The following is a 14,196-nucleotide window of genomic DNA, read 5'->3' as shown; positions in this document are numbered from 1 at the left end:
AGATTTCCAACATGGCAGCTAAAGAAGTGATTTTCGGCGACGCAGCGCGCGCCAAAATGGTTGAAGGCATCAACATCCTGGCCAACGCGGTCAAGGTCACCCTGGGCCCGAAAGGCCGCAACGTCGTGCTGGAGCGCTCGTTCGGCGCCCCGACCGTGACCAAGGACGGTGTCTCGGTCGCGAAAGAAATCGAACTGAAGGACAAGCTGCAGAACATGGGCGCGCAGATGGTGAAGGAAGTCGCATCGAAGACTTCCGACAACGCCGGCGACGGCACCACCACCGCGACCGTGCTGGCACAAGCCATCGTGCGCGAAGGCATGAAGTTCGTTGCCGCCGGCATGAACCCGATGGACCTGAAGCGCGGCATCGACAAGGCCGTCGCCGCCACCGTCGAAGAACTGACCAAGATCGCCAAGCCATGCACCACCTCGAAGGAAATCGCCCAGGTTGGCGCGATCTCCGCGAACTCCGACTACTCGATCGGCGAGCGCATCGCTGAAGCGATGGAAAAAGTGGGCAAGGAAGGCGTCATCACCGTGGAAGACGGCAAGTCGCTGAACGACGAGCTGGACATCGTGGAAGGCATGCAGTTCGACCGCGGCTACCTGTCCCCGTACTTCATCAACAACCAGGAAAAGCAGGTTGCTGTCCTGGAAAACCCGTTCGTCCTGCTGTTCGACAAGAAGATCTCGAACATCCGCGACCTGCTGCCGGTACTGGAGCAAGTGGCGAAAGCCGGCCGTCCGCTGCTGATCATCGCCGAAGACATCGAAGGCGAAGCGCTGGCGACCCTGGTGGTCAACAATATCCGCGGCATCCTGAAGACCTGCGCAGTGAAAGCTCCTGGCTTCGGCGACCGCCGCAAGGCCATGCTGGAAGACATCGCCGTGCTGACCGGCGGCCAGGTGGTTGCTGAAGAAGTCGGCCTGACGCTGGAAAAAGTGACGCTGGCAGAACTGGGCCAGGCCAAGCGCATCGAAGTGGGCAAGGAGAACACCATCGTCATCGACGGCGCCGGCGAAGCCGCGGGCATCGAAGGCCGTGTTCGCCAGATCCGCGCACAGATCGAAGAAGCGACCTCGGACTACGACCGTGAAAAACTGCAAGAGCGCGTGGCCAAGCTGGCCGGCGGTGTTGCCGTGATCAAGGTTGGCGCTGCCACCGAAGTCGAAATGAAGGAAAAGAAAGCCCGCGTGGAAGATGCACTGCACGCCACCCGCGCTGCCGTGGAAGAAGGCATCGTTCCTGGCGGTGGCGTGGCCCTGCTGCGTGCCCGCGCTGCGCTGACCGTGAAGGGCGACAACCCTGACCAGGAAGCCGGCATCAAGATCGTGCTGCGCGCGATGGAAGAGCCGCTGCGCATGATCGTGCAGAACGCCGGCGAAGAATCGTCGGTGGTGGTCAACGCTGTGCTGGGCGGCACCGGCAACTACGGCTACAACGCCGCCAACGGCACCTATGGCGACATGGTTGAAATGGGCGTGCTGGATCCGGCCAAGGTCACCCGTTCGGCACTGCAGAACGCCGCATCGATCGCCGGCCTGATGCTGACGACCGACTGCATGGTGGCGGAAGTGGTGGAAGACAAGCCAGCCGGCGGCATGGGTGGCATGGGCGGCATGGGTGGCATGGGCGGCATGGACGGCATGATGTAATCATGCGGTAACTGCCGGCTTCGGCCAGCTGCACCTGAAAAGGCTGCTTCTTCGGAAGCGGCCTTTTTTACGTCAAGGTCGCCTGGAAAATGGGGATGTACCGCTTACGAAAATCCGGGACGGAGCCTAATGCCGCTTAGATAAGTCCACCCCAAGTGCAAATTCCGGGGGCAGACCCGGCGGGTCTGACCCCAGCCCTTCGCTGTTGGGGTGAAAGCATGCGCTTCCAACGTATCGGGTAACGCTTAACTTAGCGGTATCAGGGACAGACCCTGTTTTTCGGGAAACTTCCTCAAAAACAGGGTCCGTCCCGGATTTTGGCGTCGATGGAACGCATAACGCTCGAGTCGACCGGGCTTCGACACACCCCTCCCGACCCCGCAAACAACAACGGCCGCCGAAGCAGCCGTCGATGACGTCACGGGAAGCGCGTCATGGAAGTACGCGAATCATGTTCGCAGGCTCAGGGCCGCCGTCGCGCCAGCCCGGCGCCCACGGCGCTGCCGAGGCCGACACCGAGGCCGATGCCCATCGCGAAATTGCCCATTGCAACACCGATCGCGCAGCCGATCGCTGCACCCAGGCTGATACCGAAGCCAACATAGCGCCCGGTGCGGTCGTCCGGTTCCATATCCATCTTGCGTCTCCTGTTCCGTGGTTGTTGTGGGACCAATATACACCCGGTTTTCGTTCTCTCTGCTGTTTTTTTAAGCGGATCGTCCCGCTTGAACAACGTTTTCAAACGGCTGGGTTATACGGTTTTGCGTTGCATCAAAGCTCACTTTTCACTCCCAAACCATGGCGCCGGCGGGGCCTCGCGAAGGGGCGGATGGTGCACCGCAATGCTTGCGTGCGCCTGCCGCCCGGCCATCGACTTATCATTTTTTCTTGACTAATCGAGCGAGAACGACATGGCAGATACGGTGGGCGACTTCCTCTTGCAACGCCTCGGCGAATGGGGCGTGCGGCGCGTGTTCGGCTATCCCGGCGACGGCATCAACGGCATCATGGGTGCGTTCGGCCGCCAGGAAACGATCGAATTCATCCAGGTACGGCACGAGGAGATGGCCGCCTTCATGGCCACCGCGCACGCCAAGTTCACCGGCGAAGTGGGCGTGTGCCTGGCCACCTCCGGCCCCGGCGCCGTGCACCTGCTCAATGGCCTGTACGACGCCAAGCTCGATCACCAGGGCGTGGTGGCCATCGTCGGCCAGCAAAAACGCATGTCGATGGGCAGCGACTACCAGCAGGAAGTCGACCTGCAGGCGCTGTTCAAGGACGTCGCCCATGAATACGTGCACATGGCCACCGACCCGGCCCAGGTGCGCCACCTGATCGACCGGGCCTTCCGCATCGCCAAGGAAGAACGCGCCGTTACCTGCCTGATCTTCCCGAACGACGTGCAGGAGCTGGCCGCGGTTCCGAAGCCGCCGCGCGAGCACGGCACCGTGGTCTCGGGCATCGGCGCCCTGACCCGCAGCCACGTGCCGCCGCAGGCCGCGCTGCAGCAGGCCGCGCGCATCCTCAACGAAGGAAAGAAAGTCGCGATCCTGGCCGGCGCCGGCGCCCTGCATGCCACCGACGAGCTGATCGAAGTGGCCGACATCCTCGGCGCCGGCATCGCCAAGGCGCTGCTGGGCAAGGCCGCGGTGCCGGACGACCTGCCTTTCGTCACCGGCACCATCGGCCTGCTCGGCACCAAGCCCAGCCACGACATGATGAACGACTGCGACACGCTGCTGATGGTGGGCTCGAACTTCCCTTACAGCGAGCACCTGCCGAAGGAAGGCCAGGCGCGCGGCGTGCAGATCGACATCGACGCGCGCCGCGCCAGCGTGCGCTACCCGATGGAATTCAACCTGATCGGCGATTCCCGCGAAACGCTGCGCGCGCTGATCCCGCTGTTGCAGCGCAAGACCGAGCGCCAGTGGCAGGACGACATCCGCGCCAACGTCGAGCGCTGGTGGCGCGTGCTGGAAGGCCGCGCGATGAACGAAGCCAATCCGATCAACCCGCAGCGGGTATTCTGGGAACTGTCGCCGCGGCTGCCGGACGACTGCATCATCGTCGGCGATTCCGGCTCGGCCACCAACTGGTACGCGCGCGACGTCAAGATCCGGCGCGGCATGATGACCAGCGTCTCCGGCGGCCTGTCCACGATGGGCTGCGCGGTGCCGTATGCGATCGCCGCCAAGTTCGCCCACCCGGAGCGCCACGTGATCGCGCTGGTCGGCGATGGCGCCATGCAGATGAACGGCATCAATGGCCTGATCACGATCGCCAAGTACTGGCAGCGCTGGGGCAACGGCAAGCTGGTCGTCATGGTGCTCAACAACCAGGACCTGAACCTGGTCACCTGGGAAGAGCGCGTGATGGGGGCCAACCCGAAATTCGAAGCGTCGCAGGTCATGCCCGATTTCCCGTACGCGCAATACGCCGAGCTGGTGGGCCTGAAAGGCATCCGCATCGACAGCGCGGACGCCGTGGCCGCCGGCTGGGAAGCGGCGCTGGCATCGGACCGGCCGTGCGTGCTGGAGATGGTGACCGATCCGCACGTGCCGCCGCTGCCGCCGGACGTGCCGGCCAAGCAGGCCGCCGCCTACTTCAAGGCCCTGCTGAAGGGCGACCCGGACGCGCTGGCCACCGTGCGCGCCAGCATCAAGGAAACCTGGGAGGGATGGTTCCCGCCGAAGAAAGATTGATCCCGCGAGCGGCATCGTGGCGTGCATTCGATTGGCGCTGTGCAAAGAACGCCTTTCGATTACCATGTTCGCCACATGGACACGAAAAACCGCACGAGCAAATCCTCCCATCTTCCCGCCCTGGCCGGCACGCTGGCCGGGCTGCTGGCCGCCGCGCTGGGCGCGTGGTACCTGTATCCGCAGCACGTGGGGCCCGGCACCGGGCCGGCGCGGGTACCTGTCGCCGCCCCTGCCACCGCCTCGCCTGCGTCACCCACTGCTTCCGCCCCTGCCCCCGCTGCAGCTTCTGTCGCCGCCATGCAGCCCGGGCAGCCGCTGACCAGCGAGCAGGCCGTGGCCCGCCTGATGGCGCTGCCCGAACTGCAGGCCTGGGCACAGCGCATCGAGAAGGCATCCGGCGGCGCGGTGCGTGGCGCCGTGATTCCCTTCGACCCCGCGCCGCGCACGGTGAACGGCAGGCAGTATCACCAGCTCAGCTTTGTCGAGAACCGGCCGGAAGCGGCCGTCACGTGGCAAAGCTTCCTGGTCGGCGTGGCCGATGGCGAGATCCTCGTCGACGATGACGAATCCCTGTTGCCGCTGGCGCGCTGGCGCACCGAACAACGACCGATGGAACGGGCCGCGCGCTGACCCGGCCATCACCGACCACCATGGAGCCACCGATGTACACGCTGTATTACTCCCCCGGCGCGGCCAGCCTGGCCGTGCATGCCGCGATCCACGAGACCGGCGCGGACCATCAGCTGGTCAACGTCGACCTGGACGTGCCGCGCACCGACGACTACCTGCGCCTGAACCCGCAGGGCACCGTGCCCACGCTGCTCATCGACGGCGTCGCCCACCGCGAATCGGCCGCGCTGCTGATGCTGCTGGCCGAGCGCCACCCCGAAGCGAACCTGGCCCCCGCCCCCGGTGCGCCGGGCCGCGCCGAATGGCTGCAATGGACGGTAGCGCTGGCCACCTCGCTGGGCGGGCCGTTCAGGCACTGGTTCTACCCGCAGGACCTGGGCCGCGATACGCATGACGAGGCCAGCCGGGCGCCGGTGCGCCGCACGCTCGAAGCCGGATTCGAACGCATCGCGTCGCACCTGGCGGCGCATGGCCCCTATCTGCTGGGTGAGCAGTTCAGCTCGGCCGACTACCAGCTGTGCATGTACATGCGCTGGTCGCGCGCCATGCCGAAACCCGCCACGGAATGGCCGGAACTGGACCGGCTGGCGCGGCTGGTCATCGCCCGCCCCGCATGGCGCAGCGCGGTCGCGATGGAAAAATTGCGCGGCTGGCAGCTTGATGGCGACCAGTGACAGTACAATGACGCCATGTTCAAGAAACTCATTGCCGCGTTCTCGTCGCGCCGGCACGCTTCCGCTGCCCAGCCATACAAGCAGGACGAACTGAACCTGATGTACCAGCTGCTGTTCTGCGACGATCCGCAACTGGTCCAGCAGGGTCCAGAGCCCGCATCGCTGTTCGGCACGGCGCCGGATGCGCGCGTGGTGCAGACCATCGGCGAAGATCCGGCCGAGGAAAGCCGCGTGCGGCTGCTGGCCTGGCAATGGCTGCGCGCCGCCGGCCAGCCGGTCGCCTCGCGTGAATTGCTGGGCGTGGTCGTCGAAGTACCGCTCGAGGGCGGCCTCGACGTGCTGGCCGCGTATGCCGACGGCACCGTGCGCTACATCCACCATACCGGCCGCGTGGCCGTCTTCGAAGGCGCGCCGGACAACGTGGCCCAGCAGGGCAAGCTGCTGGTGCACGCGGCCATCCCGCTGGCGTCGGCCAAGGGGCTGGCGAAACACCGCGCCGCCCCGCCGGTGCTCGGCAACCTGCGGTTGTCGCTGCTGGCCGCGGACGGCCTGCACGTGCGCGACGGCACCTTTGGCGACGTGGACCGCGACAAGCTCGCATCGCCTGTCCTGAAACAGGCGCAGCGCCTGCTCGACATCGTCGTCAGGCAGGGCTCCTGACCGCCGGGGCGCCGGGCACTTCCCGCACCCGCCCCACCCACCACCAGGTAAACAGCGACAGGCCGGCGGCCAGCCAGCCGTTCAGGCCGTAGCCGCTGATGTGGCCGGCCGCATCCGTGTGCAGCCACAGTCCGCCCAGCAGCGCGCCCAGACCCGTGCCGACCTGCTGCACGGCCGCGTTGGCGCTGAGGAAGGCGCCGCGGCGCCGCGGATCGGGCACCGTCGTCATCAGCGCCTGCAGCGGCACGTTGCGGCCATTCATCGCCACCATGAAGAACGGGAACAGGCACACCAGGGCGACCAGCGGCCAGTGCGCCGACAGTTCCGGCAGGTGCGTGATCACCAGGATCGGCACCACCGAGAACAGCACGAAAATGCGGAATACCCGGTGCCGGCCGGCACGGTCCGACCAGCTGCCCACGAAGCGCGAGCTGAAGAACGCCGCCACCCCGCCCGCCATGTAGATCCACATGATGTCGCCCGGCCGTACGCCGAGATTGCCGACCAGGACCGGCGAGATGAACGGAATCACCAGCATGCCGTTCAACATCGTCACGAATGTCAGCAGGAAGGCGCGCAGGTGCTCCGGCACGCTGAACAGCGCCAGCAGTTCCGGCAGCGCGCGGGCCGGCGCAGAGTGCCGGTCGAGGTGCGCCGTCAGCGGCGGCAGCACGAACGCGGCAAGGCACCAGATCGCCATCGACGCCGCCACCAGCAGGTAGAACGGCGATTGCCAGCCGAAGCGGGCCGCCAGGCCCACGCCCAGCGGCACGCCCAGGATCGCGGCCATCGAGAACGACGTCATCACGATGCCGGTCGCGTAGCCGCGCCGCTGCGGGGCGATGAGGTCGCCGATGATCGCCATGCCGATCGCGCCCAGCACGCCGCCGGTCAGGCCGGCAAAGGCGCGCGACAGGACCAGCACGTGGAAATTCGGTGCCATCGCGCAGGCCAGGTTCGACAGGTTAAACAGGAAGAACACCGTCAACAGCATGCGCTTGCGGTCGAAGCGGTCGATATAGGTGGCGGCCAGCAGGCCGGACAAGCCCGCGCACCACGCGTACGCCGACACGACGCCGGAAAATTGCGCCGGGCTGATGGCAAACGCCGCCATCAGCTGCGGCGACAGCGGCATCATGACCATGAAGTCCATGATGACGGTGAACTGGGTCAGCGCCAGCAGCCACAGCACGAGCCGCTCGCGCGCCGGGGCCAGGCTGCCCGCGGGAGGAGGAGAAGTGGTCATTCTTTTTTTTCTTTCCGGGGCGGCGCCAGCGCCGCCCCTGCCGGTTGGTCGGATGCCGATTCGTCGTATGCCGCTTCGTCTTATGCCGAATCGTTACGCCAGCTGGCGGATCTCGTCGGCCGCCCGGCGCAGGATCGCCGCGATCTGGTCGGCGCGTGCCGGCGGAGCGGCCGGATCACGGCCCTTGTCGATCACCACGGCCTTCAGCTCGTGCATCACCGAGCGCAGGCTGTCGCGGTTGCCGGCGTGCGGCTCGGCAAGGCGCGCCATCAGCGCATCGACCATTTGCCGGTTCTCGTCCAGGAAGGCCTGCCCCTCGGGCGTGATCGAATGCAGCTTCTTGTTGCCTTCGCTGCTGATGGACACATGGCCCATGTCGTACAGCATCGCCATCAGCGGATAGATCGCCCCCGGGCTCGGCGCATAGCCGCCACCCACGCGGCTCTCCAGCTCCTTGATGATTTCATAGCCATGGCGCGGCTTTTCCGCGATCAGCTGCAGCACGACATAGCGCATCGCGCCCGCATCGAACATGCGCGGCCCCCTTCCGCCAGGGCCGCCGCCGTGCCCGCCACCGCCACGGTGCTGGTGATGTTCGTGGGAGCGGGGACCATGGTGCCGGGATTTATGGAACATGTGGAACATGTGAAGTCCTTTAAGATATATCGCAATAAGACATATCTTAAACCATCTGCGATATATCGCAAGAAGATTTTTACGGCATGGGCGGATTCCTATGCTGCGCCCGCCGGCAGGCGTTTCCGGTATGGTTGGCGCATTGCCGCGGCAGGCATCGACTCATGCCGTGGCGCAATGAAACCAACCGCACAGGAGGATGTATGCGCAAGATGATCATGATGGCGATCGCCGGCTTTATCTGGAAGAAGGTGCAGGCACGGATGCTGAACCGGGCGCCCGCGCAGGGCGCGCGCCGCCGCTACTGACGCGGCGGGCGAAAAAAAACGCCGGGGCGACCCGGCGTTTTTACGTTGGGTGGTACCGATCAACTGTCCAGGTGGGAGATCAGCAGGCGCGAACCGTTCGCGGCGCCCTTCCCTTCCAGCACCAGCGCCTTGTTCTGCGAGTCGAGCGAAATGCCCACGGTGAGGATGTCGATCAGCAGCAGCTGCAGGATGCGCGAAATCATCGACAGGAACGTGGTGCTGTCCTCGCTGTGGTCGACCGCCAGGCACACGCTGGCCTTCTTGGCCAGCGGCGACTGGCTGGTGGTGATGGCGATGACATCGGCACCCGCCGCGCGCGCCGTATCGACGGCATCGAGCAGCTCCGGCAGCCGGCCGGAGTTGGAGATGGCGATGACCACGTCGCCCGGCTGCAGCAGCTCGGCCGCCAGCGACAGCAGGTGCGAGTCGCCGTAGGACGCGGTGGGAATGCGGAAGCGGAAGAACTTGTGCTGCCCGTCCAGCCCCACCACGCGCGAATTGCCCATCGCGTAGAACTCCACCTTCTTGGCCTTGGCCACCAGCGCGATGGCGCGGTCGATGGCGCGCACGTCGAGCTGGTCGCGGAATTTCAGGATCGCCGACACGGTGTTGTCGACCACCTTGGCCGACAGGTCGTGCGTGCTGTCGCTGTTGCGCACCTGGCTGTGGCGCACCGGGATCGCGCCCGTCAGGCTGCTGGCGAACTTCAGCTTGAAGTCGGCCAGGCCCGTGAAGCCCAGCGAGCGGCAGAAGCGGATCACGGTCGGCTGCGACACTTCGGCCAGCCGCGCGATGTCGGCGATGGGTTCGTTCAGCACGAGGCGCGGCTGTTCGAGCACCAGTTGCGCCACGCGCTGCTCGGCCGGCGTCAGCTCGCGCAGCAGCGTCTGCACGCGCTCCATCAGCGTGTTGGCGCCGCTGCGCCCGCGCAGGTGTTCGGAAAGGATCGTGGCCACGCCGTAGAACGCCGGGTTCGGCGTGGTGATCACGTAGGTGGGGATCTCCGCCAGGTAGGACGAGAAGCGGCCCTTGGCCTCGAAGCGGGTGCGGAACGGCGAAGCGCGGAACCATTCTCCCATGCGCGGCACGATGCCGCCGCCGATGAAGATGCCGCCGAAGGAACCGAGCGTGACGGCCAGGTTCGCGGCCGCGCCGCCCAGCATCGCGGAAAAGCACTCGAGCACTTCGATGCACAGCGCATCCTTGTCCTTCAGGGCGCCGGAAATGATCTGCTGCGAGGTCAGGTCGCGCACGTGCAGGCCGTTGCGGCGGGCCAGCGCGCGGTAGATGATTTCCATGCCCGGGCCGGAGATCAGGCGCTCGTTCGACACGTGCGACCAGGTCTGCCACGCGTATTGCAGGATCGCGTATTCGCGTTCGTCGGCCGGCGCGAAGTTGTTGTGGCCACCTTCGGAACCGAGTGTGACGAAGCCGTCGACCGTGGGAATCACGCCCGAGCAGCCCAGGCCCGTGCCCGGACCGAGCACGCCGATGACGGAGTTGGCCGCCGGCGCGCCGCCGCCCACCTGCATCAGGTCGGTCGGCTTCAGGCCCGGAATGGCCATCGCCAGCGCGGTGAAGTCGTTCACCACCAGCAGCGTGTGCAGCCCCAGTTCGCGGCGCACTTCGTCGGTGGAGAACTGCCAGTCGCGGTTCGTCATCCGGATATAGTCGCCGTGCACCGGATTGGCCAGCGCCAGCGCGCCGTGGTTCAGGTTGATGCCGGGATGGTCGGCGAGATAGCTGCGCAGCAGCGGAACGATGCCGGTGTAGTCGTCGCACTGCAGCACCCGCACCGCCTGGTATTCGCCCGGTGCCGTCTGCAGCGCGAAGCGCGCATGCGTGGCGCCGATGTCGGCCAGCAGCCGCGGGCCGTCGGCGAACGCGGCACGTCCCAGTTTCTGTTCCACTTCCACTTGTCTCATCTCGCTCTCTTTTTACGTGTTGCTTCGCTCATGCGGGCGAGGTCGCAGCATACCCGAAACGGGCGCGCCGAAAAAGCCGGCGCCCCCGCCGGAAGGTTCAGCCTTCGTAGCCGTACCACCCGCCGCAGGCCGGCAGCCTGGCGATGCCATCGACGATCTCGCCCGGCAGCCCCGCTTCGCCGAGCTTCTGCGCGCCCCTGGCCTGCGGCAGCGCGAACGTCACTTCATTGCCGCCCAGGTTGAACACGCACAGCACGGCGCGCTCGCCGGGCAGCGTGCGGCGGAATGCCAGCACCGGCTCCGGCGCTTCCAGAAACTCGATATCGCCGCGCGTGAGCTGCGGCATGGTGCGGCGCCACGCGATCAGCCGGCGCGCGAAGTTCAGCGGCGATGCCGGATCCGCTTCCTGCACGGAAGCCGCCCCCGCGATGTGCTCCGGCGCCACCGGCAGCCATGGCTTGCCGCTCGTGAAGCCGCCGTTGTCGCCATCGGTCCAGGCGATCGGCGTGCGGCAGCCGTCGCGGCCCTTGAACTCGGGCCAGAACGTAATGCCATACGGGTCCTGGATCAGCTCATACGGCACGTCCACTTCCGTGAAGGCCAGCTCGTCGCCCTGGTACAGGCACGGCGTGCCCTTCAGCGACAGCTGCATGGCCAGCGCCACCTTGCCGAACGCCACCGGGTCCTTGCCGGCGCCCCAGCGCGTGGCCACGCGCGGCACGTCGTGGTTGCCCACCGACCAGGACGCCCAGCCATCGCTGACGCGCCGCTTGAAGTCTTCCACCTGCGTGCGGATGTGGCGCGCCGAATGGTCTTCGGTCAGCAGGTTGAAGCTGTAGGCCATGTGCAGCTTGTCGCCGCCGGCCGTGTACTCGGCCATGAACGCCAGCGCATCGTCGGCCCCCACTTCGCCGATCGACACGGCGCCGAATTCGTCCAGCACCCGGCGCACGCGCTGCAGGAACGGCACGTTCTCGGGACGGCACTTGTCATAGACGTGCGCCTGCATGCCGTACGGATTCACGTCGGTGACGGTCGACGTGTCGCGCACCGTGGCCGGCGGATTGCTGCGCAGTTCCTGGTCGTGGAACTGGAACGTCACGGCATCGAGCCGCACGCCATCCACGCCGCGCTGCAGCCAGAAGCGCAGGCTGTCCAGCATCGCCTGCTGCACTTCCGGGTTGTGGAAGTTCAGGTCCGGCTGGCTGGTGAGGAAGTTGTGCATGTAGTACTGCTTGCGGCGCGAATCCCACTGCCATGCCGAACCGCCGAAGATGGACAGCCAGTTGTTCGGCGGATTCCCGTCGGGCAGCGGGTCGGACCACACGAACCAGTCGGCTTTCGGATTATCGCGGCTGCTGCGGCTTTCCACGAACCACGGATGCTGTTCCGAGCAATGGCTCATCACCTGGTCGATCATGATCTTCACGCCCACCGAGTGCGCCTTGGCGATCAGCCGGTCGAAGTCGGCCAGCGTGCCGAACATCGGGTCCACGTCGCAGTAGTCGGCGATGTCGTAGCCGAAGTCCTTCATCGGCGACTTGAAGAACGGCGAAATCCAGACGATGTCCACGCCCAGCTTCGCGATGTAGTCGAGGCGGTCGGTGATGCCATTCAGGTCGCCGATGCCATCGCCATTCGTGTCGAGGTAGCTGCGTGGGTACACCTGATAGATGATGGCTTCCTGCCACCAGGTCGCGCTGATTGGCTGCGTGGAGTTGGTCATGAAGGTTCCGATGAAAGTTGACGGGGGTAATGTAGATAATATACAGCAACGGTATGAATAGTTCAACGGATCCGCGCGACGACGTAGTCAGGCGTCACCCATATAAAACAATGACTTACCGCGTAACTGTCCGAAAATTTCCACACGCTACCGTAGTCAAACTACAGCATCTCCAAAGCCAGCCCTTTGGACAGGGCCGACCCGGCCATTGCCAGCCCTGGCCGATTCGGCATAGCATCGCGTCCATCCACAATTCGAGAAGGCTATCCATGGCAAACGCCACCCACGAAGCAGGCTACGGCCCGCTGCCGCGCCAGATACCGTACATCATCGCCAACGAAGGGGCCGAACGCTTTTCCTTCTATGGCATGCGCAATATCCTGACGCCATTCCTGATCAGCACCCTGCTGCTGTTCGTCCCCCTGGAAGACCGTGCCGGCGAGGCCAAGCACGTATTCCACACGTTCGTCATCGGCGTGTATTTCTTCCCGCTGCTGGGCGGCTTCCTGGCCGACCGTTTCTTCGGCAAGTACAACACCATCTTCTGGCTCAGCCTCGTGTATGTCATCGGCCACGCCTGCCTGGCGATCTTCGAGGACAACCTCACGGGCTTCTACTGCGGCCTGTTCCTGATCGCGCTGGGCGCGGGCGGCATCAAGCCGCTGGTGGCCGCGTTCGTCGGCGACCAGTTCGACCACACCAACAAGAAGCGCGCCAAGGTGGTCTACGACGCGTTCTACTGGATCATCAATTTCGGCTCGTTCTTCGCGTCGCTGCTGATGCCGCTGTTCCTGAAGAACTACGGCCCCGCCGTGGCCTTCGGCATTCCCGGCCTGCTGATGGCGTTCGCGCTCCTCATCTTCTGGATGGGGAACAGGAAGTACGTGCACGTGCCGCCAGCGCCGCCCAGCCCCGATTCGCTGACGCGGGTGTCGCGCACCGCCCTGCTGGCCAATAAGCCCGGCCAGGGCCGGACCGGCCTGGCGGTGGCCGCCCTCGGCGCGGGGGGCGCCGTGGCGTCGCTGCTGATGTCGTTCTCGTGGGGCTTCGTGATCGCCGCCTGCACGGCGCTGGTGCTGCTGCTGGCCGGCTGGGGCATCGGCACCGCGCTGCAGCTGGAGCGCGCGCGCGGCCATCATCCGGATGAAGCGGTGGAAGGCGTGCGCGCCGTGCTGCGCATCCTCGTCGTGTTCGCGCTGGTCACGCCGTTCTGGTCCCTGTTCGATCAGAAGGCGTCGACCTGGATCGTGCAGGCCAATACGATGACCAGCCCGGTCATCAACCTGCTGGGCTGGGAATTCCAGCTGCTGCCGGCGCAGATGCAGGCCGTGAACCCGGCGCTGGTGATGCTGCTGATCCCCTTCAACAACCTGGTGATCTTCCCGCTGTTGAGCAAGCTCGGCCTGGAACCGACCGCGCTGCGCCGCATGACGGCCGGGATCGCCTTCTCGGGCTTTTCCTGGCTGGTGATCGGCTGGATCCAGGTCTCGATGGATGCCGGCACGCCGATGTCGATCCTGTGGCAGCTGGCGCCCTACGCGCTGCTGACGATGGGCGAGGTGCTGGTGTCGGCCACCGGCCTGGAATTCGCCTACAGCCAGGCGCCCGCGTCGATGAAGGGCTCGATCATGAGCTTCTGGACGCTGGCCGTCACCGTCGGCAACCTGTGGGTCCTGATCGTCAACGCCAGCGTGAAGAACGACGCGGTGCTGGGCCATATAGGCGACACCGGGCTCTCCGTCATCGCCTTCCAGATGTTCTTCTTCGCCGCCTTCGCCATGCTGACGGCGCTGGCGTTCGGGCTGTACGCGCGGCGCTACAAGATGGTCGACAACTACCGGGCCAGCGCCGCCGTGGCCTGATCGACATCGACCGTGGCCGATCTGTCCAGCTTCCCGCTGGCAGATCGGCCACGGCCTTGAAAAATAATGCCGCCGCCTGCTGCGCGCGCGCAACAAATCCCCTCACTTGTAGCAAGACTTCCCTATAATTGCCGTACGGCACCAATAGCATGTGCCGGCCGGCCCCCGC

11 protein-coding genes are annotated in these 14,196 nt (G+C 65.7%); 6 read left to right on the top strand and 5 right to left on the bottom strand.

All coding sequences use genetic code 11. The annotated features are described in order from the left end of the window. Window positions 1-11 precede the first annotated feature (11 nt). The gene (gene groL / locus EYF70_RS03735; RefSeq protein WP_130187818.1) at window positions 12-1,658 is read left to right on the top strand and encodes a chaperonin GroEL; all 1,647 of its coding nucleotides are present in this window, start codon (window positions 12-14) and stop codon (window positions 1,656-1,658) included. A gap of 463 nt (window positions 1,659-2,121) precedes the next feature. Here groL and EYF70_RS30985 read toward each other — a convergent pair whose 3' ends face one another. After that, the gene (locus tag EYF70_RS30985) at window positions 2,122-2,295 is read right to left on the bottom strand and encodes a glycine zipper domain-containing protein (protein WP_165497569.1); all 174 of its coding nucleotides are present in this window, start codon (window positions 2,293-2,295) and stop codon (window positions 2,122-2,124) included. 274 nt (window positions 2,296-2,569) lie between these two features. Between EYF70_RS30985 and EYF70_RS03730 the strand changes: the two genes are divergently transcribed. The 4 genes from EYF70_RS03730 to EYF70_RS03715 all read left to right on the top strand — a co-directional run bounded on the left by EYF70_RS03730 (window position 2,570) and on the right by EYF70_RS03715 (window position 6,324). After that, window positions 2,570-4,360 carry a thiamine pyrophosphate-requiring protein gene (locus EYF70_RS03730; protein ID WP_131144198.1) on the top strand — a complete coding sequence of 597 codons (1,791 nt, stop codon included), beginning with the start codon at window positions 2,570-2,572 and terminating at the stop codon, window positions 4,358-4,360. Between the two features lie 75 nt (window positions 4,361-4,435). Further along, window positions 4,436-4,990 (top strand): hypothetical protein, encoded by a 555-nt coding sequence (locus EYF70_RS31515; protein WP_229420695.1) that lies wholly within the window; start codon window positions 4,436-4,438, stop codon window positions 4,988-4,990. 32 nt (window positions 4,991-5,022) lie between these two features. Further along, entirely contained in the window at window positions 5,023-5,664 is a 642-nt protein-coding gene (locus tag EYF70_RS03720; protein ID WP_131144197.1) for a glutathione S-transferase family protein, read from the top strand. 15 nt (window positions 5,665-5,679) lie between these two features. After that, on the top strand, window positions 5,680-6,324 hold the full coding sequence (locus EYF70_RS03715) for a hypothetical protein (RefSeq protein WP_131144196.1): 645 nt from the start codon (window positions 5,680-5,682) through the stop codon (window positions 6,322-6,324). On the opposite strand, the gene EYF70_RS03710 is transcribed toward EYF70_RS03715, so the two are convergent. The 4 genes from EYF70_RS03710 to EYF70_RS03695 all read right to left on the bottom strand — a co-directional run bounded on the left by EYF70_RS03710 (window position 6,308) and on the right by EYF70_RS03695 (window position 12,165). Continuing rightward, window positions 6,308-7,570 carry an MFS transporter gene (locus tag EYF70_RS03710; protein WP_131144195.1) on the bottom strand — a complete coding sequence of 421 codons (1,263 nt, stop codon included), beginning with the start codon at window positions 7,568-7,570 and terminating at the stop codon, window positions 6,308-6,310. The two genes, EYF70_RS03715 and EYF70_RS03710, sit on opposite strands and share 17 nt — an antisense overlap. Window positions 7,571-7,663: 93 nt before the next feature. Continuing rightward, window positions 7,664-8,215 (bottom strand): PadR family transcriptional regulator, encoded by a 552-nt coding sequence (locus EYF70_RS03705; RefSeq protein WP_229420694.1) that lies wholly within the window; start codon window positions 8,213-8,215, stop codon window positions 7,664-7,666. A gap of 358 nt (window positions 8,216-8,573) precedes the next feature. Next, entirely contained in the window at window positions 8,574-10,439 is a 1,866-nt protein-coding gene (locus tag EYF70_RS03700) for a glucokinase (RefSeq protein WP_131144194.1), read from the bottom strand. Window positions 10,440-10,536: 97 nt separating this feature from the next. Then, window positions 10,537-12,165 (bottom strand): alpha-glucosidase family protein, encoded by a 1,629-nt coding sequence (locus EYF70_RS03695; protein ID WP_131144193.1) that lies wholly within the window; start codon window positions 12,163-12,165, stop codon window positions 10,537-10,539. 269 nt (window positions 12,166-12,434) lie between these two features. Between EYF70_RS03695 and EYF70_RS03690 the strand changes: the two genes are divergently transcribed. Further along, a complete protein-coding gene (locus tag EYF70_RS03690; RefSeq protein WP_131144192.1) occupies window positions 12,435-14,027 on the top strand; it encodes a POT-type proton-dependent oligopeptide transporter in 1,593 nt (530 codons plus the stop codon). The last annotated feature ends 169 nt before the right edge of the window (window positions 14,028-14,196 follow it).

Origin of the sequence: Pseudoduganella albidiflava (genome assembly GCF_004322755.1) — a bacterium.
Lineage (GTDB): Bacteria > Pseudomonadota > Gammaproteobacteria > Burkholderiales > Burkholderiaceae_D > Rugamonas > Rugamonas albidiflava.
Note: the sequence above shows the minus strand (reverse complement) of the source record. Positions and strands in the feature narration are given on the sequence as shown.